Annotated in this window: 21 protein-coding genes; 11 read left to right on the forward strand and 10 right to left on the reverse strand. The window is 61.3% G+C overall.

All coding sequences use genetic code 11. The features are described from left to right. Positions 1-29: 29 nt before the first annotated feature. Positions 30-2,084 carry a S9 family peptidase gene (locus ABWL43_RS07615; protein ID WP_404487365.1) on the reverse strand — a complete coding sequence of 685 codons (2,055 nt, stop codon included), beginning with the start codon at positions 2,082-2,084 and terminating at the stop codon, positions 30-32. A 21-nt stretch (positions 2,085-2,105) separates the two neighbouring features. Between ABWL43_RS07615 and ABWL43_RS07620 the strand changes: the two genes are divergently transcribed. The 3 genes from ABWL43_RS07620 to ABWL43_RS07630 are packed head-to-tail and all read left to right on the forward strand — an operon-like array spanning position 2,106 to position 4,003. After that, positions 2,106-2,642: an MFS transporter gene (locus tag ABWL43_RS07620; RefSeq protein ID WP_262206374.1), complete on the forward strand. Its 537-nt coding sequence runs from the start codon at positions 2,106-2,108 to the stop codon at positions 2,640-2,642. Between the two features lie 30 nt (positions 2,643-2,672). Beyond that, a complete protein-coding gene (locus ABWL43_RS07625; protein WP_064451362.1) occupies positions 2,673-3,449 on the forward strand; it encodes a class II glutamine amidotransferase in 777 nt (258 codons plus the stop codon). Between the two features lie 11 nt (positions 3,450-3,460). Next, positions 3,461-4,003 (forward strand): DUF2937 family protein, encoded by a 543-nt coding sequence (locus tag ABWL43_RS07630; protein WP_145163001.1) that lies wholly within the window; start codon positions 3,461-3,463, stop codon positions 4,001-4,003. 110 nt (positions 4,004-4,113) lie between these two features. On the opposite strand, the gene ABWL43_RS07635 is transcribed toward ABWL43_RS07630, so the two are convergent. After that, the gene (locus ABWL43_RS07635) at positions 4,114-5,034 is read right to left on the reverse strand and encodes a LysR family transcriptional regulator (RefSeq protein WP_404487366.1); all 921 of its coding nucleotides are present in this window, start codon (positions 5,032-5,034) and stop codon (positions 4,114-4,116) included. Positions 5,035-5,223: 189 nt separating this feature from the next. Here ABWL43_RS07635 and ABWL43_RS07640 point away from each other — a divergent pair, with 189 nt between their 5' ends. From ABWL43_RS07640 to ABWL43_RS07650, 3 genes are read left to right on the forward strand one after another with little or no spacing between them, the layout of a single operon-like run. Further along, positions 5,224-5,964 (forward strand): 5-oxoprolinase subunit PxpA, encoded by a 741-nt coding sequence (locus ABWL43_RS07640; RefSeq protein WP_404487367.1) that lies wholly within the window; start codon positions 5,224-5,226, stop codon positions 5,962-5,964. Continuing rightward, entirely contained in the window at positions 5,961-6,665 is a 705-nt protein-coding gene (pxpB, locus tag ABWL43_RS07645; RefSeq protein WP_262206380.1) for a 5-oxoprolinase subunit PxpB, read from the forward strand. Before ABWL43_RS07640 ends, pxpB begins: the two co-directional genes overlap by 4 nt. Continuing rightward, positions 6,662-7,576, forward strand: coding sequence for a biotin-dependent carboxyltransferase family protein (locus ABWL43_RS07650; RefSeq protein WP_404487369.1), 915 nt, complete (start codon positions 6,662-6,664; stop codon positions 7,574-7,576). Before pxpB ends, ABWL43_RS07650 begins: the two co-directional genes overlap by 4 nt. A gap of 117 nt (positions 7,577-7,693) precedes the next feature. Here ABWL43_RS07650 and ABWL43_RS07655 read toward each other — a convergent pair whose 3' ends face one another. From ABWL43_RS07655 to ABWL43_RS07680, 6 genes are all read right to left on the reverse strand, one after another. Next, on the reverse strand, positions 7,694-8,530 hold the full coding sequence (locus ABWL43_RS07655) for an IS3 family transposase (protein WP_404488370.1): 837 nt from the start codon (positions 8,528-8,530) through the stop codon (positions 7,694-7,696). Further along, positions 8,527-8,829, reverse strand: coding sequence for a transposase (locus tag ABWL43_RS07660; RefSeq protein WP_014717988.1), 303 nt, complete (start codon positions 8,827-8,829; stop codon positions 8,527-8,529). Before ABWL43_RS07660 ends, ABWL43_RS07655 begins: the two co-directional genes overlap by 4 nt. Positions 8,830-8,942: 113 nt before the next feature. After that, entirely contained in the window at positions 8,943-10,121 is a 1,179-nt protein-coding gene (locus ABWL43_RS07665; RefSeq protein WP_017137401.1) for a VWA domain-containing protein, read from the reverse strand. Beyond that, positions 10,121-10,966 carry a MoxR family ATPase gene (locus ABWL43_RS07670; RefSeq protein ID WP_058411046.1) on the reverse strand — a complete coding sequence of 282 codons (846 nt, stop codon included), beginning with the start codon at positions 10,964-10,966 and terminating at the stop codon, positions 10,121-10,123. The genes ABWL43_RS07665 and ABWL43_RS07670 overlap by 1 nt, the downstream gene beginning before the upstream one ends. Before the next feature lie 93 nt (positions 10,967-11,059). Continuing rightward, complete coding sequence (locus ABWL43_RS07675) at positions 11,060-11,293, reverse strand: hypothetical protein (protein ID WP_262206382.1); 234 nt, start codon at positions 11,291-11,293, stop codon at positions 11,060-11,062. Between the two features lie 79 nt (positions 11,294-11,372). Continuing rightward, a complete protein-coding gene (locus tag ABWL43_RS07680) occupies positions 11,373-12,446 on the reverse strand; it encodes a DUF748 domain-containing protein (RefSeq protein WP_145163014.1) in 1,074 nt (357 codons plus the stop codon). Between the two features lie 124 nt (positions 12,447-12,570). On the opposite strand from ABWL43_RS07680, the gene cysK reads away from it, so the two are divergent. Together cysK and ABWL43_RS07690 are read left to right on the forward strand one after the other, a co-directional pair. Beyond that, positions 12,571-13,545 carry a cysteine synthase A gene (cysK, locus tag ABWL43_RS07685; protein ID WP_145163016.1) on the forward strand — a complete coding sequence of 325 codons (975 nt, stop codon included), beginning with the start codon at positions 12,571-12,573 and terminating at the stop codon, positions 13,543-13,545. Positions 13,546-13,960: 415 nt separating this feature from the next. After that, complete coding sequence (locus ABWL43_RS07690) at positions 13,961-14,899, forward strand: aspartyl/asparaginyl beta-hydroxylase domain-containing protein (protein ID WP_145163021.1); 939 nt, start codon at positions 13,961-13,963, stop codon at positions 14,897-14,899. Between the two features lie 72 nt (positions 14,900-14,971). On the opposite strand, the gene acnA is transcribed toward ABWL43_RS07690, so the two are convergent. Beyond that, the gene (gene acnA / locus ABWL43_RS07695) at positions 14,972-17,713 is read right to left on the reverse strand and encodes an aconitate hydratase AcnA (RefSeq protein WP_404487370.1); all 2,742 of its coding nucleotides are present in this window, start codon (positions 17,711-17,713) and stop codon (positions 14,972-14,974) included. Positions 17,714-17,909: 196 nt separating this feature from the next. On the opposite strand from acnA, the gene rlmM reads away from it, so the two are divergent. Both rlmM and tusA read left to right on the forward strand, forming a co-directional pair. Further along, on the forward strand, positions 17,910-18,986 hold the full coding sequence (rlmM, locus tag ABWL43_RS07700) for a 23S rRNA (cytidine(2498)-2'-O)-methyltransferase RlmM (RefSeq protein WP_242193964.1): 1,077 nt from the start codon (positions 17,910-17,912) through the stop codon (positions 18,984-18,986). Positions 18,987-19,132: 146 nt separating this feature from the next. Then, on the forward strand, positions 19,133-19,384 hold the full coding sequence (gene tusA, locus ABWL43_RS07705; RefSeq protein WP_145163027.1) for a sulfurtransferase TusA: 252 nt from the start codon (positions 19,133-19,135) through the stop codon (positions 19,382-19,384). Here tusA and ABWL43_RS07710 read toward each other — a convergent pair. Continuing rightward, positions 19,381-20,763 (reverse strand): MATE family efflux transporter, encoded by a 1,383-nt coding sequence (locus ABWL43_RS07710; RefSeq protein WP_145163029.1) that lies wholly within the window; start codon positions 20,761-20,763, stop codon positions 19,381-19,383. The genes tusA and ABWL43_RS07710 overlap by 4 nt on opposite strands. A 301-nt stretch (positions 20,764-21,064) precedes the next feature. On the opposite strand from ABWL43_RS07710, the gene pdxB reads away from it, so the two are divergent. Next, positions 21,065-22,207 (forward strand): 4-phosphoerythronate dehydrogenase PdxB, encoded by a 1,143-nt coding sequence (gene pdxB, locus ABWL43_RS07715; protein ID WP_404487371.1) that lies wholly within the window; start codon positions 21,065-21,067, stop codon positions 22,205-22,207. The last annotated feature ends 29 nt before the right edge of the window (positions 22,208-22,236 follow it).

Genomic DNA, 22,236 nt, shown 5'->3' on the forward strand with positions numbered 1-22,236 from the left:
GTTCAGACAGGACCGCCGTCCTAAGTTCCTTAAATCAAGCCCAGCGCCTTGAACACAAATGCGTATTCGAGCGCTACATCACGTAATCCCTGATAACGCCCGCTCATGCCACCATGGCCGGCGCCCAGTTCGGTCTTGAGCAGCAGCAGGTTGTCGTCAGTCTTGGTGTCGCGCAGCTTGGCCACCCACTTGGCCGCCTCCCAATACTGCACGCGGCTGTCGTTGTAGCCGGCGATCACCAGCAGCGCCGGGTAGGCCTGGGCGCTGACGTTCTCGTACGGCGCGTAGGCCTTGATGCGCTCGTACACCTCTGGTTCTTCAGGGTTGCCCCACTCGTCATATTCGGTGATGGTCAGCGGCAGCTCCGGGTCGAGCATGGTGTTGAGCACATCGACGAACGGCACTTCGGCAATCGCCGCCTGGAACAGCTCCGGGCGTTGATTGAGCACCGCGCCGATCAACAGGCCGCCGGCACTGCCGCCGCTGATGGCCAGTTGTTTGGAGGTGGTCAGGCCCTCGGCGATCAGGTGCTCGGTGCAGGCGATAAAGTCGCTGAAGGTGTTCTGCTTGTGTGCCTGCTTGCCGTTGCGGTACCAGGCTTCACCCAGTTCGCCGCCGCCGCGTACGTGCGCGATGGCGAACGCCACGCCGCGGTCCAGCAGGCTCAGGCGCGCGTGCGAGAACCAGGGGTCGAGGCTGTGGCCGTAGGCGCCGTAGCCATAGAGGTACAGCGGCACCGGTTTGCCCAACTGGTCGCGTTTGACCACCAGGCTGATCGGCACCTGGGTGCCATCGGCAGACGTGGCCCACAGGCGTTGGCTGACGTAGTCGTCGGCGTTGAACACGCCGAGTACCGGCGTTTCCTTGAGCACGGCTTGCGCGCCGGTCGCCAATTCCAGCTGGCGCACCTGGGCCGGACGGTTCAGCGCTTCATAGCGCAGACGGATCTTGTCGCTCGGGAATTCCAGGCTGTTTTGCACATAAAGGCTGTAGGCGGCGTCGGGCAATTCGACGCGATAGGCTGGTACGTCCTGAGGGTGCACTTCGATCACTGGCAGGCCGCCGATGCGCAGGCTCAAGGTCATCGCGCCGGCATTGAGGCTCACGCCGTCGAGCATCACCTCGTCGCTGTGCGGGATCAGGTTTTGCCATTGATCTTCGGTGGGCACGCTGCCGGTGTCGGCGGCGACGAACAGCGCGTAGTTGATACCGTCGCGGTTGCTGCGGATAAACCAGGTCCACTCGCCGTCGCGCTGGCCATGGTCGACATCGTATTCGTGGTCTTCGACCCGTGGCGCCAGGCAAGTGAAGTCGAGGTGCGGCTGGTTGGCGTCCAGCGCCCAGATTTCACTGGTGGTCTTGCTGCCCAGGGCCAGCAGCAACTGGCGTTCGGAACTGGAGCGGTAGCAATGCAGGAAGAAACGTCCGTCGGGCTCGTGGAACACTTCCTGCGCTGCCGTGCCATCCAGGCGGTAGCGATACAGTTTGTGTGGGCGATGGGTGTCGTCCAGTTCGCCGAAGAACAGGGTCAGGCTGTCATTGGCCCAGGTCATGCTGCCGTCGCAGTCCTGAAACTCCAGTTCGCTGACTTTGCCGTTAGCCAATTCCTTCACGTACAGGGTGTAAATCTCTTCACCGCTGGTGTCCAGGCTGTAGGCCAGGCGCTGGTGGTCGGGGCTGATGCTGAACGCGCCCAGCGAGAAAAAGCCGCCGTTGGCGAGTACGTTGGGGTCGAGCAACAATTCTTCGCTGCTGTCGTCCACTGTGTTGCTGTCATCTGCCGGGCGGCGGCAGCGGTAGTGGCGGGCGTATTCGTCACCGGCGGTGGTGCGCGTGTAATACAGGTACGGGCCCCACGGCGAAGGCAGGGACAGGTCGGTTTCGAGAATACGGCCCTTGATCTCGTCGAACAGGGTTTCGCGCAGCGCCTGCTGATCGGCGAGTTGCGCCTCCTGCCAGGCGTTTTCGGCTTTGAGGTAATCGAGGACTTCAGCCGTGTCACGCGCTTGCAGCCAGGCGTACGGGTCCTGGCCTTCGGCCTTGCGGGCAATCGGGGCGGCAGTGATGTGGGTCGATGAAGGCATGGATCACTCTCTGTCTGGCGGATGGTGGCAGGCATTGCAGCCGAGACACGCAAAAGCCGTTATCATAGCCGCCTGTTTGCCTACCTTGCCATGGACACCATGACCGAGAACGACTATCTGACCGCTTGGGGCCTTTACGCCTTCGCCGCTTTGGGCTGCCTGTTGGTGTGGTGGCGCATGACCCGCTGGATCTGGCGCTGGCTGCGCGAGCCGCTGCAGTTGCTGATGGCGGTGCTGCTGTTCAGCCCGACCATCGTCGATCCGGTCAAGACCCAGTTCGCGCCGGCCGTGGCGATCACGGCCCTGGACCTGGTGCTGCATGTCGGCAATAACGCCTGGCGGGCTATTTCCGATCTGTTCATGTACACGATGATCGCGTTTGGCGTGTATATCGTGTTTGTGCTGATCCGCTGGCCCATCGAGCGCGCCGCCAACGCCCGGCGTGAGCGCAAGGCCGCTGTCGACGCCGCCCTGGCTGCCGAGACGGTTGACGAGGACGACGAGCCGTTCCATCGCCCGGCGCCTGCCAGCGGAATGCGCGTCGAACCGCGCCTTTGACGTCGTCCGCCCTGCAGCGAGAGCCCTGGCATGTGTGAATTATTGGGCATGAGTGCCAACGTCCCCACCGACATCGTGTTCAGCTTTACCGGGCTGATGCAGCGGGGCGGGCGTACCGGCCCTCACCGCGACGGTTGGGGCATTGCCTTCTACGAGGGCCGTGGCCTGCGTCTGTTCCAGGACCCGGCCGCCAGCAGTGAGTCGGAAGTCGCGCTGCTGGTGCAGCGCTATCCGATCAAAAGTGAAGTGGTGATTGGCCATATCCGCCAGGCCAACGTGGGCAAGGTGAGCCTGGCCAATACCCACCCGTTCGTGCGCGAGCTGTGGGGTCGCAACTGGTGTTTTGCCCATAACGGCCAGCTGGCGGACTTCAACCCGCGCGCCACCTTCTACCGGCCGGTGGGCGATACCGACAGCGAAGCCGCGTTCTGCGACCTGCTCAACCGTGTGCGCGAAGCCTTCCCCGAGCCGGTGGACATCGAACAAGTGCTGCCGGACCTGATTGCCGCCTGCGCCGAGTACCGCAGCAAAGGCGTGTTCAACTGCCTGCTCAGCGACGGTGACTGGCTGTTTTGCTACTGCTCGACCAAGCTGGCGCAGATTACCCGGCGCGCACCGTTTGGCCCGGCGCGCTTGAAAGATGTCGACGTGATCGTCGATTTTCAGGCCGAAACCACGCCAAATGACGTGGTCACTGTGATCGCCACCGAGCCGTTGACCGATAACGAAAACTGGACCCGCTACGAACCGGGCCAATGGAGCCTGTGGCGACGCGGTGAATGCGTCAGCCAGGGCATTACCGAGTAAGGATATCGACCATGCTGCTCAGTTATCTGCGGTTGGTGCTGTTTGCCATTGGCTTGTTGGTCGGTGTGCAGGTGCCGGGTTTCATCAACGACTACGCCAAGCGCGTCGAGGCCCACCTGATCGAGGCCCAGACCGGCCTCAGCGGGTTTGAAAGCACCGCACGGCAGTTCTTCAACGGTGATTTGCAGGCATTGGTGGCGCATTACCGCGCCAGTGATGATCCGGTGTTCCAGAGCGACGCCAACAGCCTGGGCACCCTGCTTGATCGCCAGGTGGCGTTGGACAAGCAATTCCAGGCCATGCAAGGCCCGTGGTACATCCGCGCCCTGCAGGTGGCGGTGGCGGCGGACCCGGCGATTCGCCTGGAAACCTGGAATGGCTACAGCTATCAGATCCTGCTGACGCCGGAGGCGATGGGCTGGGGCCTGGGCGGGGCGATGCTGTTGTCGTTCGGCATTGAATGCCTGTTCCGCTTGATCGACTGGGTGGTGTTGGGCGGCAAGCGCCTGCGCCAGAGCCGGCCGATTGAAGAGCGAGACCTGAAGGGGCTCTAAAATCCCAACTCGGTCAAATGTGGGAGCTGGCTTGCCTGCGATAGCGGTGTATCAGGGGCAGATGTGCAAGCTGACCCACCGCTATCGCAGGCAAGCCAGCTCCCAAGGGTTTAATCCGGTTTCGTCAGAACCATATTCGCTTCGCCGACCTCTTCGGCATAGCGGGCCACCACCTTCTGGCACAACCCGACAATCTCCTCCACCAACTCCACGCCCACCCGCCACGACACCACCACCTGCAAATTCGGCAGCTTCTGCACCATCGGCAGCATCACCAACTCCCCGCGCGCCAGTTCCTCGCTGACCAGCACCGGCGGCAGTGCGCCGATGCCGAAGCCATCGCGCAGCAGGCGGGTAATCGCCGACACCGAATTCACGCAGTTCATGCGCGGCGCGGCGACGCCGTTGGCCTGCATCAGGCTCAGCACGTCCTGGTGCGGGTGGGAGTTTTTCGAGTAGGTGATGATGCGCTCCTGGGCCAGTTCGGCGAGGGAGGCGTAGTCGCGGTTGTAGAGGGAATGGCTGGCGACGATCCAGGCCATCGGGTGGCTGGCCAGTTCCAGGCTGCGCACGGTTTCCAGGCGCAGCAGGTCGGTTTGCAGAATCAGGTCGAGAAAGCCTTTTTGCAGCTGATCGCTGAGGTTCAATGCGGTATCGGCGACCAATTCGATTTCCACCAACGGAAAGTGGTCCATCAATTCGGCCACCAAGGGGCTGAGCCAGGTGTGAATCACCGTGTCCATCGCGCCGATGCGAATCCGCCCGACCTTGCTGCTGGTGGTTTCCAGTGACTGCTTCAAGCCCTGCATGGTCACCATCATCTGCTCGGCGTAATCGAGCACCTTCAAGCCTTCCGGGGTCAGGCTCACGCCGCGTGAGTCGCGTAGAAACAGCTTCACACCCAACTCGCTCTCGAGCACGGCAATGCGGCTGGAAATCGAGGCCTGGGTGGTGAACAACTTCTCGGCGGTCAGGCGAAAGCTCTTGAGCTTGGCCACCCAGACGAAGGTTTCGAGGAACTTCAAATTCATGGGATCAACTTTTCTTATGCATGGATCGGTTTTTATTAGTTGGACGCCGCACCGGGCAAACGCCAAAAATCGAGCTATTCCACGATAAGCGTCGTTGGGGTGTGAGGACAAGTTGCCAGTTCTGTACGAAAAATCCCACACTACAAAAAATACAACGCCTGAAAAACAACGCCTGGAGGAGCACCCACCGTGAGCCGTCTGCTATTGAATTGCGACATCGGCGAAAGCTTTGGCAACTGGACCATGGGTCTGGACGGCGAGGTTATGCCGTTCATTGATTGTGCCAACGTGGCGTGTGGCTTTCATGCCGGCGACCCGAGCATCATGCGCAAGACCGTCAGCCTGGCCTTCAAGCACGGCGTGCAAGTGGGGGCGCACCCGGCGTACCAGGACCTGCAAGGCTTCGGCCGCCGCTCCATGGCCTACACACCGCAGGAAATCCAGGACCTGCTGCACTACCAGATCGGCGCCCTCGACGGCATCTGCCGTGCGCAAGGCGGGCGGGTCAGCTACGTCAAACCCCATGGCGCGATGTACAACGACATGATGGCCAACCCTGCGCAATTGCGCGCAGTGATCCAGGCCGTGGCCGCTTATGGCGACCTGCCGCTGATGCTGCTGGCCACCCGCGACAACAGCGCGGCCCAGGCCTTGGGCGATGAGTACGGGGTGACCTTGTGGTTCGAGGCCTTTGCCGACCGCGCTTACGACCCCAAGGGGCATCTGGTGTCGCGCCAGTTGCCGGGTGCCGTGCACCATGACTCCGAAACCATCGTGCAGCAGGCCCTGACGATTTCCCGCGGCGACGCCCTGACCGCCAGCGATGGCAGCGCCATGGTGTTGCAGGCCAACACCTTGTGTGTGCACGGCGACAACGCCAGTTCGGTGGCCGCCGTGAAGCGTATCCGCGAGGCGCTGAAGCCAGCATGAAGCCACGCATTGAAGTGGTGGCGATCGATTGCCTGATGGTGCGTCTGTTTGATGTGATTGCCGAAGCCAACATGCCGTGGATGCTCGCTGCCACTCAACGTCTGCGCGAAGGTTTTGGCCCAGCGTTGGTGGACCTGGTGCCGTCCTACACCACGCTGATGGTGCATTACGATCTCACCGCGTTGAGCCCGGCGCAGGCCAGGGAGTTGATCGGCCAGGCGCTGGCCGACCTGCAGCCTCAGGCCCAGGGCAGCGGCCAGCGTCACGTGTTGCCGGTGTGGTACGACCTGAGTGTCGGCCCGGAACTGAGCTTGCTCAGCCAGCGCAGCGGTCTGTCGGTTGAAGACGTGATCCGCCGCCACAGTGCCCATGAATACCAGGTGTTCGCCCTCGGCTTTGCCCCCGGTTTTGCGTTTATGGGGTTGGTGGACGAAATCCTCGCGACGCCGCGCCTGAATACCCCGCGAAAGCGCGTGGCGGCTGGCAGCGTCGGCATTGCCGAGCGGCAAACCGCCGCGTACCCGGTGGTCTCGCCCGGTGGCTGGAACCTGATCGGTCGCACCCCGGCCAAGCTGTTCGACCGCGAACGCGACGGTTACAGCCTGATGCAGCCCGGCGATACGGTGCGTTTCGAGGCGGTCGGCCACGCCGAATTTATCAACCTGGGTGGCGATGACACGCCGTTGGAGGCGCAGGCATGAGCCGTTTGTTGATCGAGGCCAGCACGCCACTGTGCCTGTTGCAGGATGCCGGCCGCTTTGGCGTGCGCCACCTGGGCGTGACCCAGGGTGGCGCGCTGGACTGGGTGTCGATGTCCTGGGCCAACTGGCTGCTGGGCAACGCGCTGGATGCGCCGGTGGTGGAAATCACCTTGGGCGGGTTCACCGTGCAGGCCGAGGAGTATTGCTTACTGGCATTGGCCGGCGCGGATCTGGGCGCGTACATCGATGAGCGTGCGATCAGCCCGGGACGCAGCTTTATCCTGCAAAAGGGTCAGCGTTTGCGCTTTACCCAGCCGTTCAATGGCGCGCGGGCCTACCTGGCGGCGCCAAGCGGCTTTGATGCGCCGCAGGTGCTGGGCAGTTGCGCCACGGTGGTGCGAGAGGAATTGGGCGGGCTTGACGGTTTCGGCAAGGCATTGGTCGAAGGCGGGCGGTTGATGTATTCCGGAACGGGCGGTGCGATGAAGGTGTTGGGTAGCGCGGATTTGCAACCCGCTGCACCACTGGACGTGATAGTCGGCGCACAAATCGGTCAATTCAGCGGCCAGAGTTTGTTCGATGCCTTCAACACCGAATGGGCGCTGGACAGCCGCGCCGACCGCATGGGCATGCGTCTGCTGGGCACGCCGTTGCAGTATCAGGGGCCGTCGTTGATCTCCGAAGGGATTCCGTTGGGGGCCATCCAGGTGCCGCCGGATGGGCAGCCGATTGTGTTGCTCAATGATCGGCAGACCATTGGCGGCTACCCGCGTTTAGGCGCGTTGACGCCCTTGGCGCTGGCGCGGCTGGCGCAGTGTTTGCCGGGGGAGAAGGTGCGCTTGGCGCCGGTGGTGCAGGAGACGGCGCATCGCCAGCATGTGGACTTTTTGCAGCGCTTCAGCGAAGGCTAACAATGTAGGTGGGGGCTTGCCCCCGATGGCGGTCTCTGAGTGCCAAATGCATTGACTGAGGCGCTGCTATCGGGGGCAAGCTGAACTGGTCAAGTAATCTTGGACACCGATTAAGGTTTACGCCGTCAATCGCTCTTGCGCGACCGGCGACCGGTAGTCGTTGTAGCTGTGAGGTCTGCTGATGTTGTAGCGCGAGACATAGCGCTGCACGTCTGCCCGGGCCTCATGCTCCAGTTTGTAGCCCTTTTCAGGCACCCACTCTGATTTCAAGCTACCAAAGAAACGCTCCATCGGGGCGTTGTCCCAACACTCGCCTTTACGGCTCATACTCTGCCTAAACCCCTGTTTCAGCAGCTCATTTCGGAATTTATGACTGGTGTACTGACAACCTTGGTCAGAATGAAACAACACATCCTGAGGATGGCCGCGTAGCTCCACCGCCATACGTAGCGCTTCGCAGGTCAGGTTGGCATCAGAAATCATCGAGAACGACCAGCCAACGATCCTACGAGCGTACAAATCCAGAACGACGGCGAAGTACAACCATCGCTTGCCGACCTTGATGTAAGTCACGTCGCCACACCACACCTGATTAACCGCCGTCACATCAAATTTCCGCTTGAGCACATGCGGTGCCACCAAGGCCTCTACACCCGGCGACTTGTATTTATGACGCCTGCGCTGACGACTGGCGATGCCTGCTTCGCGCATCAGACTGCGAACCATGTACCGACCGACACGATGCCCTCTAGCTTGCAGCTCTTTGGCCAAAGTACGTGCGCCCGCCGATTCTCTCGACGCCTTGTGATGCCTGACCAGCGCGGCTTTGAGTTTCTCTCGCTCAGGATTTTCTTTTCCTTGGCGCTGGCGCCAGGCGTAAAAGCTACTGCGGTTGACCCCGAACGCGCGGCAACACCTTCTAACGCCGTACTGCTCGTCCAGCTCCTCGATCAGCGTGAATGATCTTTGGCGTCCAAAAGCAGGAGAGCACTGGCCTTTTTTAGGATTTCAATGTCCAGGTCTTTCTCCCTGAGCAGAGCTTTGAGCCTCTGGATTTCTCGTTGATCAGCGGTAATCGCCTTGGCCCCCACCGGAGTAGAACCCAAGCGTTCTTTTTGCACTTGATCGACCCAGCGACGCAGGGCCGTAGGGCCAATATCCAGGCTGGCACAGACCTCGGTAACAGGCTGACCTTCATCCAGCACCATGCTGGCGGCCTTGAGCTTGAACTCACTCGAATAAGATTTACGCATAGCCAAACACCTCAGATTTGAGCGCCATCATAGCGCCCGATTGAAGTGTCCAAAATCATTAGGCCAGTTCAAGCCCCCTCCCACATTGGATTTATGGTGCATGGAGGTTTGAGTTACTTGGAGAGAAAGCGCATCCCTTCTTCCAGGCCCCGCAGCGTCAGCGGGTACATCTGATCTTCCACCAACTCCCGCACAATCCCCGTCGACGCCGTATACCCCCACGTGTCTTTCGGGTACGGGTTAATCCAGATCAGCTTCTTGTACTTGGCCATGAAGCGCTGCATCCACACGTACCCAGGCTCCTCATTCCAGTGCTCGACGCTGCCGCCGGCCTGGGTGATTTCATACGGCGCCATCGACGCATCGCCGATAAAAATCACTTTGTAATCGGCGCCGTATTTATGCAGCAAGTCCTGGGTGGAGGTGCGTTCGGAGGTGCGCCGCTGGTTGTTCTTCCACACCGACTCGTACACGAAGTTATGGAAGTAGAAGTACTCCAGGTGCTTGAACTCGGTCTTGCACGCGGAGAACAGCTCTTCGCAGATCTTCACGTGGGCGTCCATTGAGCCGCCGATGTCGAACAGCAACAGCAGTTTGATGGTGTTGCGCCGCTCCGGACGCATCTGGATATTCAGCAGCCCGGCATCGCGGGCGGTGTGGTCGATGGTGCCGTCGATGTCCAGCTCTTCGGCCGCACCCTGGCGCGCGAACTTGCGCAGGCGGCGCAGGGCAATCTTGATGTTGCGCGTGCCCAGCTCCACCTGATCGTCGAGGTTCTTGTACTCGCGCTGGTCCCAGACTTTTACCGCCTTGCCCTGGCGCTTGCCGGCGTCACCCACACGGATGCCTTCCGGGTTGTAGCCGCCGGAGCCGAACGGGCTGGTGCCGCCGGTGCCGATCCACTTGTTGCCGCCGGCATGGCGCTCTTTCTGTTCTTCCAGGCGTTTCTTGAACTCTTCGATGAGCTTGTCCAGGCCACCGAGGGACTGGATCTGCGCACGCTCCTCATCGCTCAACGAGCGCTCGAATTCCTTGCGCAGCCACTCTTCGGGAATCAGCGCCTGCAGGTGGTCGTCGAGCTTTTCCAGGCCGTTGAAATAGGCACCGAACGCGCGGTCGAACTTGTCGAAATGCCGTTCGTCCTTGACCAGAATCGCCCTGGCCAAGTAGTAAAACTCGTCCATGTCGGCGAAGACCACACGCTGTTTCAGCGCATTGATCAGGTCGAGCAGCTCGCGCACCGACACCGGCACCTTGGCGGCGCGCATCTCATTGAACAGGTTGAGCAACATTATCGATTACCGCGACGGCTCATGAAGGCCAGACGTTCCAGCAACTGCACGTCTTGCTCGTTTTTCACCAGGGCACCGGCCAACGGCGGGATGGCTTTGGTGGGGTCGCGTTCGCGCAGCACGGCTTCGCCGATGTTGTCGGCCATCAGCAGCTTGAGCCAGTCGACCAGTTCGGAGGTGGACGGCTTTTTCTTCAGGCCTGGCACCTTGCGCACGTCGAAGAACACGTCCAGTGCTTCGCTGACCAGGTCTTTCTTGATGTCGGGGTAGTGCACATCGACGATCTTTTGCAGGGTGGAGCGGTCGGGAAAGGCAATGTAATGGAAGAAGCAGCGGCGCAGGAACGCGTCCGGCAGCTCTTTCTCGTTGTTGGAGGTAATGATGATGATCGGGCGTTTCTTGGCCTTGATGGTCTCGTCGATTTCGTAGACGTAGAACTCCATCTTGTCGAGTTCTTGCAGCAGGTCGTTGGGGAACTCGATGTCGGCCTTGTCGATTTCATCGATCAGCAGAATCACCCGCTCTTCGGACTCGAAGGCTTCCCAGAGCTTGCCCTTCTTCAGGTAGTTGCGCACATCGTGGACCTTGTCCACGCCCAGTTGCGAGTCGCGCAGGCGGCTGACCGCGTCGTACTCGTAGAGGCCCTGATGCGCCTTGGTGGTGGATTTGATGTGCCAGGTGATCAGCTTGGCGCCAAAGGATTCGGCCAGTTGCTCGGCAAGCATGGTCTTGCCGGTGCCGGGCTCGCCCTTGACCAGCAACGGCCGTTCCAGGGTGATGGCGGCGTTGACGGCCAGTTTCAGGTCATCGGTAGCCACATAGGCCTGGGTGCCTTCGAACTTCATCGGTCATTCCTCGAATTCATCAATGCCCGGACTATACCGCGCGGCCCCGGCGACTGTGAACGCAGACGGGTTATTCAGTCTCTGAATGGCCGGTCACACGCGACCCTTGGCGGCTTTCTCCAACGCGTACGCCCGCGCGTCCGCTTTGTCCCTGAGCTTGCTGCCGCCCCACAGGGCCAGCGCAGCCAAAACCAGTGTGCCGATGCCGGCGAGGATCATCATGCCGGCGAGGGGGCCGCCGTGCATGGCGAACCCCACTATTTTCACGAAGCCTGAATAGGCCAAGAGGTAGCCAAGAATTGTCAGTATCCAGCCTGTGATGCGCATGCTCAGTGTCCTTACTCGTTGTTGTCATTGACCTGTCGGCACGCTAACCGATAGCCCGTTTCCCGGTAGGGCGTGCGGCTCAGTTTGCACTGGGCTTGGGTTGTTCATACCGGGCATTGAATGCCTGGATAAAACCATTACGCAAGATCGCCAAAAATGCCGAGAACGCGCTGATATTTTGCTGGTGCACGCTGCCGCTGAGTTCCACGCGGGTGGCAAACTGGTTTTTGTTCTGGTTCTTTAATACGGTCTCGCTGGCGCCGACCACGGCTTCCCAGATCGAGCGGAAGATATTCTTGTCCTTGTTTTCGACATCCTGTTTCCAGTCGAACACCTCTACGTCGCGCAGCAGCGGCTTGATATAACCGCTCAGTTGGCCTTTTTCGGCCTGGGCTTCGACCACCACATCGCCCGTGCCGGCCTTGAAGTCGAACTTGCCGTACGCCGACGCGAAGTCATTCAGGCGTTTGAGTTGAATATCCTTGGCGCGAAAGCGGAATTCGAAGTCTTCGAAGTTGCTCAGTGGGTCGAAAGCAGCGGTAGCTTCCAGGGGCGCCTGGCCGAGCAATTGCGCCTTGCCTTCAAAGGTGGCGTCCCGCTTGCCTTTGATGTCCACCACATTGGTCAGGTTGTAGAAGCTGGCGTTGACCTGGGTGGCGTAGATATTCACCGCGGGCTTGGAATTGAAGTTGTGGAAGGCGATCTTGCCGTCCTGAATGCGGACTTCGTTGAGGGTGATCGGCAACAATTTGCCCAACTGTTCACGCCAGTCGGTGCCTTTACCAGTCTGCGATGCCTGTTGGTTGCCACCGTCGACGAAGTTCAGCTCGGGTTGGAAGAACTGCACCTCGGCCACCACCGCATGGTCGTACCACAACGAATGCCAGCTCACCGACACGTCGATCACCGGCGCTTTGACGAACGGAACCGGCACTTTGCCGTCGACTTTGACGATCTGCAGGCCGTTGATTTTATAGGCCCCGCGCCACAGCGCCACGTCCACATCCGTGACCTGGCCGCGGTAATCACCCATGTCGGCGAGCTTGTCGTTCAGGTAGTTGCGCACCAGGTAGGGCAGGGCGAGGTCCAGGGCAATCAGTACTACCACCAGTATGGCGACGATCCATAGCAGCCCACTGTAGCGACGTTTCATGTGCAGGTTCTCCAACGTTATAGGCGATGGACCGCGCGCACCGGCGCAACGTTCCTCTGACTGGACGCCCACCAGCACGAGGCATACCCTTGTGGCCTTGTTGAAATTGCCTTAAGGACCCGTCATGAGCCGTATCTTTGCAGACAACGCGCACTCCATCGGTAACACGCCCCTGGTGCAGATCAACCGCATCGCTCCACGTGGCGTGACCATCCTGGCCAAGATCGAGGGGCGTAACCCGGGTTATTCGGTGAAGTGCCGCATTGGCGCGAACATGATCTGGGACGCCGAAAGCACCGGCAAACTCAAGCCGGGCATGACCATTGTAGAACCGACTTCCGGCAACACCGGCATCGGCCTGGCGTTTGTCGCCGCGGCCCGTGGCTATAAGCTGCTGCTGACCATGCCGGCGTCGATGAGCATCGAGCGACGTAAAGTGCTCAAGGCGCTTGGCGCCGAGCTGGTGTTGACCGAGCCGGCCAAAGGCATGAAAGGCGCGATCGACAAGGCTGGCGAGATCGTCGCCAGCGACCCGGCCACCTACTTCATGCCGGCGCAGTTTGAAAACCCGGCCAACCCGGCGATCCACGAAAAAACCACCGGCCCGGAAATCTGGAACGACACCGATGGTGCCGTGGACGTGCTGGTGGCAGGCGTCGGCACGGGCGGTACCATCACCGGCGTGTCGCGTTATATCAAGAACACGGCGGGCAAGCCGATTCTGTCGGTGGCGGTCGAGCCGATCGTTTCGCCGGTGATCACCCAGGCGTTGGCCGGTGAAGAGATCAAGCCGAGCCCGCACAAGATCCAGGGCATCGGCGCCGGGTTTGTGCCGAAAAACCTCGATCTGTCGATGGTGGACCGCGTAGAGCGGGTGACCGACGAGGAATCCAAGGCCATGGCCCTGCGCCTGATGCAGGAAGAGGGGATTCTGTGCGGTATTTCCTGTGGCGCCGCAATGGCCGTGGCCGTGCGTCTGGCCGAGAAACCGGAAATGCAGGGCAAGACCATCGTGGTGATCCTGCCCGACTCCGGTGAGCGCTACCTGTCGAGCATGCTGTTCAGCGATTTGTTCACCGACCAGGAAACCCAGGCCTGATCGGTTCTCGGTGGCAAGAAGGCTTGTTGTGGCGAGCGGCCTGGTTGTGGCAAGAGGGCTTGTCGTGGCGAGCGGGCTTGTTGTGGCGAGCGGGCTTGCCCCGCGTTGGGCTGCGAAGCAGCCCCCAAAACCTGACGCCGCGGTTTATCAGTTGCACCGCGGCGTCTGAAGTGGGAGCGCTGCGCGCTCCAACGCGGGGCAAGCCCGCTCGCCACAACAAGTCTTCTTGCCACAACCAGCCCGCAGGCCACTACAAACCCGCCAGCCACAAGGGCCCCAGGGTGTTGATTTATGTCAGCCGGTCGGCCTGGGCCTTCTGCATAATGGCCCAAGTGTTTATCATGGCCGGCTGCTACGTCTGGTTTCCCGTCGACGGGAGGCTGTTGGCCAGGCGCTTATTTCCAGGAGTTGCTGCATGACCTTTTCTTTGGCCGCCAAACTGTCGGTGTTGCTGTTGTTTATCGGCAGCACGCTGTATGTGCACCTGCGTGGCAAGGCGCGTTTGCCGATGTTGCGTCAGTTCGTCAACCATTCGGCGCTGTTCGCACCCTATAACGCCCTGATGTACCTGTTCTCGGCCGTGCCGTCCAAACCGTACCTGGACCGCAGCAAGTTCCCGGAGCTGGATGTGCTCAAGGACAATTGGGAAGTGATCCGCGAAGAGGCCATGCACCTGTTCGACGAGGGTTATATCCGCGCCGCTGAAAAGAACAACGACGCCGGTTTCGGTTCGTTCTTCAAGAAGGGCTGGAAACGTTTCTACCTCAAGTGGTACGACAAACCGCTGCCATCGGCCGAGGCGCTGTGCCCGAAAACCGTGGCCCTGGTCAGCAGCATCCCCAACGTCAAAGGCGCGATGTTCGCGCTGTTGCCGGGCGGCAGTCACCTCAACCCGCACCGCGACCCGTTTGCCGGTTCCCTGCGCTATCACCTCGGGCTGTCTACGCCAAACTCCGACGATTGCCGCATCTTCGTCGATGGTCAGGTCTATGCCTGGCGCGACGGTGAGGACGTGATGTTCGACGAAACCTACGTGCATTGGGTGAAGAACGAAACCGACCAGACCCGCGTGATCCTGTTCTGCGACATCGAGCGCCCGCTGAGCAATCGCCTCATGACCCGCGTCAACCGCTGGGTCAGCATGCAGTTGGGCCGCGCAACCGCGCCGCAGAATCTGGATGATGAACGTGTTGGCGGGATCAACCAGGCGTATGCCTGGAGCAAGACCTTCAGCGATAAGTTCAGCGGCGTGGTCAAGCAATGGAAACGCAAGCACCCCAAGGCCTACCGCATTGCGCGGCCGGTGCTGGCGGTGGTGGTGCTGGTGCTGCTGTGGAAGTGGTTGTTCAGCTGATTTGAAAGGTTAAACACAGGTTGAAATGTGGGAGGGGGCAAGCCCCCTCCCACATTGGTTTTGCAGTGTTGCTTAAGAGGCGATCAACTGGCGCAGCACATAGTGCAAGATGCCGCCCGCCTTGAAGTATTCCACTTCATTGAGGGTGTCGATCCGGCACAGCACCTCGACTTTCTCTCTGCTGCCATCCTCACGCGTAATCACCAACGTCAGGTTCATGCGCGGCTCGATCTCGGCATGGGTCAGCCCAAGGATGTCGATCTTCTCCTTACCGGTGAGTTTGAGCGCCTTGCGGTTCTGATCCAGCTTGAACTGCAACGGCAGCACGCCCATACCCACCAGGTTGGAACGGTGAATCCGCTCGAAGCTCTCGGCGATCACCGCCTTGACCCCCAGCAGGTTGGTGCCCTTGGCTGCCCAGTCGCGGCTGGAACCGGTGCCGTATTCCTGGCCGGCGATCACCACCAGCGGTGTGCCCGACGCCTGGTATTTCATGGCCGCATCGTAGATCGGCATCTTCTCGCCGGTGGGGATGTACAGCGTGTTGCCGCCTTCTTCTCCGCCGAGCATTTCGTTGCGGATACGGATATTGGCAAACGTGCCGCGCATCATCACTTCATGGTTGCCCCGGCGTGAGCCGTAGGAGTTGAAGTCACGCGGTTCCACGCCCTGCTCGCGCAGGTAGCGCCCGGCGGGGCTGTCGGCCTTGATGTTGCCAGCAGGGGAGATGTGGTCGGTGGTTACCGAATCGCCCAGCAAGGCCAGTACATTGGCGCCTTTGACGTCCTCGATGACCGGCAATGGCCCGGCGATGTCGTCGAAGAACGGTGGGTGCTGGATGTACGTAGAGTCTTTCTGCCATACGTAAGTCGCCGCTTGCGGCACTTCAATCGCTTGCCACTGCTCATCGCCGGCAAACACCTCGGCATATTCCTTGTGGAACATGCCGGTGCTGACTTGAGCCACGGCGTCGGCGATTTCCTGGCTGCTTGGCCAGATGTCTTTCAGGTACACCGGTTGGCCGTCTTTGCCTTCGCCCAGCGGTTCGCTGCTGATGTCGATGCGCACCGTGCCGGCCAACGCATAGGCGACCACCAGGGGCGGCGAGGCAAGCCAGTTGGTTTTCACCAGGGGGTGTACGCGGCCCTCGAAATTGCGGTTGCCCGACAACACCGAGGCGACGGCGAGGTCGGCTTTCTGGATGGCTTTCTCGATCGGTTCAGGCAATGGCCCCGAGTTACCGATGCACGTGGTGCAGCCGTACCCCACAAGGTCGAAGCCCAGTTGGTCAAGGTATTGGGTGAGGCCCGCTGCCTTGTAATAGTCGGTGACCACTTTGGAGCCAGGCGCCAGCGAGGTTTTTACCCAGGGTTTGCTGGTCAGGCCTTTTTCCACGGCTTTTTTTGCCACCAGGCCTGCGGCCATCATCACGCTGGGGTTGGACGTGTTGGTGCACGAGGTAATCGCGGCAATCACCACGGCGCCGTTTTTCAGGCGATAGGTGTGGCCGTCGTACTCATAGTCGGTTTCGCCCACCAAGTCGGCGTTGCCCACGGCGACACCGCCGCCGCCTTCGCTTTCCAGGCGGCCTTCTTCTTTGCTGGTCGGTTTGAATTGCAGGTCGAGGAAATCGCTGAAGGCCTGGCCTACATTCGGCAGAGACACACGGTCCTGCGGGCGTTTCGGCCCGGCGAGGCTGGCTTCGACGCTGCCCATGTCCAGCGCCAGGGTGTCGGTGAACACCGGCTCCTGGCCGGCGTTGCGCCACAGGCCCTGGGCCTTGGTGTAGGCCTCCACCAGCTTGACGGTTTCGGCAGGGCGGCCGGACAGGCGCAGGTAGTCCAGCGTCACCTCATCCACCGGGAAAAAGCCGCACGTGGCGCCGTATTCCGGAGCCATGTTGGCGATGGTGGCGCGGTCGGCCAGCGGCAGGTCGGCCAAGCCGTCGCCGTAGAACTCGACGAACTTACCCACCACGCCTTTTTTACGCAGCATCTGGGTCACGGTCAGCACCAGGTCGGTGGCGGTGATGCCTTCCTTGAGTTTGCCGGTGAGTTTGAAGCCGATCACTTCCGGAATCAGCATCGACACCGGCTGGCCGAGCATCGCCGCTTCTGCTTCGATGCCGCCCACGCCCCAGCCGAGTACGCCCAGGCCGTTGATCATGGTGGTGTGCGAGTCGGTGCCTACCAGCGTGTCCGGGAACGCGTAGGTACGGCCGTCTTCGTCCTTGGTCCACACGGTGCGGCCCAGGTATTCAAGGTTGACCTGGTGGCAGATGCCGGTGCCCGGTGGCACCACGCTGAAGTTGTCAAAGGCGCTTTGGCCCCAACGCAGGAAGGCGTAGCGTTCGCCGTTGCGCTGCATTTCGATGTCGACGTTTTGCTCAAACGCGCTGGTGCTGCCGAATTTGTCGACCATCACCGAGTGGTCGATGACCAAGTCCACGGGGGAGAGCGGGTTGATGCGCTGCGGGTCGCCACCGGCCTTGGCCACGGCGGCGCGCATGGCGGCCAGGTCGACCACGGCGGGCACGCCGGTAAAGTCTTGCATCAGCACGCGGGCCGGGCGGTATTGGATTTCGCGGTCGGACTGGCGCTCTTTGAGCCAGGCGGCGATGGCCTTGAGGTCGGTGCCGGTGACGGTTTTGCCGTCTTCCCAGCGCAGCAGGTTTTCCAGCAGCACCTTGAGGGACATCGGCAGCTTATCCAGGTCACCCAGGCTCTTGGCGGCTTCGGGCAAGCTGAAGTAGTGGTAAGTCTTGTCGTCGATTTGCAGGGTTTTAAGGGTTCTCAGGCTATCAAGGGATGACATTACATGACTCCTTATGGTCCGCACGGCTACGGACCTGACGGGACGAACAGAGCTTTCAACTTAGCCCTGTTTTCATTAGCAGGCTAATAACTGGACTCTATCGTTAAGTCCAAGGTTCCGAACTCGGCTATCATGCGCGCGTTTTCATGACAGGTAGTGCGATAGCGCAATGCCGGTTGATTCACCAGGAGAGTTGATGAACACCCTTTTTATGCACTGCCGGCCGGGTTTTGAAGGCGAAGTCTGTTCCGAGATCGCGGAACACGCCGCGCGCCTGAACGTTTCCGGCTATGCCAAGACCAAGACCGGCAGCGCCTGCGCCGAATTTGTCTGCACCATCGAGGACGGCGCCCAGCGCCTGATGCACGGCCAGCGCTTTGCCGAGCTGATCTTCCCAAGGCAGTGGGCGCGCGGGGTGTTCATCGACCTGCCGGAAACCGACCGTATCAGCGTGATACTCGCGCACCTGCAAGGCTTCCCGGTGTGCGGCAGCCTGTGGCTTGAGATGGTCGACACCAACGACGGCAAGGAACTGTCGAACTTCTGCAAGAAATTCGAAGTGCACCTGCGCAAAGCCTTGTTGAATGCCGGCAAGCTGGTCGACGACCCGAGCAAACCGCGCCTGCTGCTGACCTTCAAGAGCGGCCGCGAAGTATTCATGGGCCTGGCCGAGTCGAACAACTCGGCGATGTGGCCGATGGGCATCCCGCGCCTCAAGTTCCCGCGTGAGGCGCCCAGCCGCTCCACCCTGAAGCTGGAAGAGGCCTGGCACCACTTCATCCCCCGCGACCAGTGGGATGAGCGCCTGCACAGCGACATGACCGGCGTCGACCTCGGCGCAGCGCCTGGCGGCTGGACCTGGCAACTGGTCAACCGTGGCATGTTGGTTACGGCCATCGACAACGGCCCAATGGCCGAAAGCCTGATGGACACCGGTTTGGTTCAGCACCTGATGGCCGACGGCTTTACCTTTGTGCCCAAGCAGCCGGTGGACTGGATGGTCTGCGATATCGTAGAGAAGCCGGCGCGTAACGCGGCCCTGCTGGAAACCTGGATTGGCGAAGGCTATTGCCGTGAGGCGGTGGTGAACCTGAAATTGCCGATGAAGCAGCGTTACGCCGAGGTGAAGCGTTTGCTGGAACGCATTGAAGACGGCTTCAAGGCGCGTGGTATTCGTGTTGAGATCGGCTGCAAGCAGCTGTACCACGACCGTGAGGAAGTGACCTGCCACTTGCGTCGGCTGGTGGATGTGAAGAAGCAGAAGTCCCGCTGACACCTTGAGGTAACCACAAGACCAATGTGGGAGCGGGCTTGCTCGCGAAAGCGGTATAACAGTCGAAATTTATGTTGAATGTGCCCGCGTCTTCGCGAGCAAGCCCGCTCCCGTATGTTGAGCGGCGCCCGTTTCAGGAGTGATGTATGAATCAGCCCCTCGATTTGCCGGCAGACGCCGTGCTCGACGCCACCGGCCTCAACTGCCCTGAGCCGGTGATGATGCTGCACCAGCACATCCGCGACTTGCCGCCCGGCGGCTTGCTCAAGGTGATTGCGACCGACCCGTCGACCCGCCGCGATATTCCCAAATTTTGCGTGTTCCTTGACCACGAACTGGTGGATCAGCAGGAACAGGCCGGTACGTACCTGTACTGGATTCGCAAGAAGGCCGATTAAACCAGGCGAATCCGCCGGCGCGCGCTGCGTGTCAGGCGGATCACCAGCATCGCGGCGGCGCAGCTCAAGCCCACGATCAGTCCCTGCCACAGGCCGCTGGGTCCACTGGCGGCGCCCAGCCAATCGGTCAGCCCCAGCGCGTAACCCACCGGCAACCCCACGCCCCAATACGCGAACAAGGTCAGCACCATGGTCACCCGTGTGTCCTGATAACCCCGCAGCGCGCCGGCGGCCGTGACCTGGATCGCGTCCGAAAACTGGAACAGCGCCGCAAACACGATCAGCATCGACGCCACGTGGATCACCGACGGGTCAGGCGTATAGATCGTGGCAATTTGCTCGCGAAACAGCAGCATCAGGCTGCAGGACAGGCACGCGTAGGTCAGTGCCGTGCCCATGCCGACCCCTGCGGCAAAACGCGCTTCACGCGGCTCACCGCGGCCAAGGGCCTGGCCGACACGCACGGTAACGGCCATGCTCAGCGAGTAAGGGATCATGAACACCAGCGAACTGAAGTTCAGCGCGATCTGGTGCCCGGCCACTACGCTGGCGCCCAGGCTGCCGATCAGCAGGGCGATCACCGCAAAGATGCTCGATTCGGCAAACACCGCAATGCCAATCGGCAGGCCGATGCTCAGCACACGCTTGATCACCGACCATTTTGGCCAATCGAAACGCTTGAACAACTCGCTGCTCTGATAGGCCGGTGCCCAGCGGGTCCAGGCGGCCAGCCCGAGCATCATCACCCACATCACGATTGCCGTGGCCCAGCCGCAACCCACGCCGCCCATGGCCGGCACGCCGAAGTGGCCATAAATGAACACGTAGTTCAGCGGAATATTCAGCGCCAGCCCGCACAGGCCCATGACCATGCTCGGCCGCGTGCGACCCAGGCCGTCGCTGAAGCAGCGCAGCACGTAATACAGGGCGATGGCCGGCATGCCGGAGGCGATGCCGTGCAAGTAGGCCATGCACGGTTTGATCAGCTCGGGGTCGACATTCATCGCATGCAGGATCGGCTCGGCGCTGACCAGCATCAGCAGCGCGGTGAGCCCGACCACCACGGCCAGCCACAACGATTGACGCACCAGCGGGCCGATCTCGGAGTAGTGGCCGGCACCGAAGCGCTGGGCGACCTTGGGCGTGGTGGCCAGCAAGGTGCCGGTCATCAGCAGGTACACCGGAATCCAGATCGAGTTGCCCAGGGCCACGGCTGCCAGGTCTCGCGGGCTCACGCGCCCGGCCATCACCGCGTCGACGAAGCCCATGGCGGTGGTCGCGAGTTGGCCGATCATGATCGGCAGGGCCAGGGTCAGCAGGCTGCGCACCTCGCGGCTGACGCGGGCGGGGCGGGAGAGGGCGGTGGTGGCGGTGTTCACGTGCGAGTGTCCAGTAAAAGTGTTGCAAAGGACGGCGCAGTCTACGCGCTGACGCACCGGTCAGGAAAAAACCTGTGTTAGCGATTTGTAAGCGCTCCTGCGGCAGCCGCATTAATCCTGTGTGGACTGGCTTATGTGGGAGCTGGCTTGCCTGCGATGCAGACGCCTCGGTCTATCAGCTGTACCGAGGTGATGCTATCGCGGGCAAGCCCGGCTCCCACATAAGCACTGCCCACCTGGCATCTGCGGTGTTACACAGATCGCATCCCTGTACACTGCTGGTCCGCGAAAGGAGCCTGCCATGCTGATTGTTGCCGACGAAAATATCCCGCTGCTCGATGCATTCTTCGAAGGGTTTGGCGAGATTCGCCGGGTGCCAGGCCGGTCCATCGACCGCGCCACGGTCGAGCAGGCCGACGTGCTGCTGGTGCGCTCGGTGACCAACGTCAATCGCGCGTTGCTGGAAGGCACACAGGTCCGGTTTGTCGGCACCTGCACCATCGGCACCGACCATCTGGACCTCGATTACTTCAAGCAGGCCGGCATCACTTGGTCCAGCGCGCCGGGCTGCAATGCGCGTGGCGTGGTGGACTACGTGCTGGGCAGCCTGCAGACCCTGGCCGAAATCGAAGGCGTCGACCTCAATCAGCGCACCTACGGCGTTGTCGGTGCCGGTGAAGTCGGCGGGCGGCTGGTCAAGGTGCTCAAGGGCCTGGGCTGGAACGTGCTGGTGTGCGACCCGCCGCGTCAGATCGCTGAAGACGGCGATTACGTCAGCCTCGAACAGATCATCCAGCAGTGCGACGTCATCAGTCTGCACACACCGCTGACCAAATCCGGCAACGGCTCCACTTGGCATTTGTTTGACCGCGAGCGCCTCAACCGCCTCAAGCCTGGCGCCTGGCTGATCAACGCCAGCCGTGGCCCGGTGGTGGACAATGCTGCCCTGCGTGAAGTGTTGCTGGAGCGTGAGGACCTGCAAGCGGTGTTGGACGTGTGGGAAGGCGAGCCCGAGGTGGATGTCGATTTGGCTGACCTGTGTGTGCTGGCAACCCCACATATCGCCGGTTACAGCCTCGACGGCAAGCAGCGCGGCACTGCACAGATTTATCAGGCGTTCTGCGCCCATCTGGGCCAGGCGCCGAGCATCCAGCTAAGTGATCTGCTGCCGCAGCCGTGGCTGGCCGAGGTGCACTTGAACGCTTCGACCGACCCGGCCTGGGCGTTGGCGACCTTGTGCCGCAGCGTGTACGACCCGCGCCGTGATGACGCGGATTTGCGCCGTAGCCTCGTAGGCTCTGTGGACGAACAGCGCAAGGCGTTCGACCTGCTGCGCAAGCATTACCCGCAGCGCCGAGAGATTGACGGCTTGAAGGTGCGAATCAATGGCGACTCTGCCGCGCTATCGGCGATCGTCACCGCCCTGGGCGCCGAACTGCTCTGACGCGCGGCGCCGGCAAGGGGCGTGCGCAT

The organism is Pseudomonas sp. HT11 (assembly GCF_044875395.1).
Classification (GTDB): domain Bacteria; phylum Pseudomonadota; class Gammaproteobacteria; order Pseudomonadales; family Pseudomonadaceae; genus Aquipseudomonas.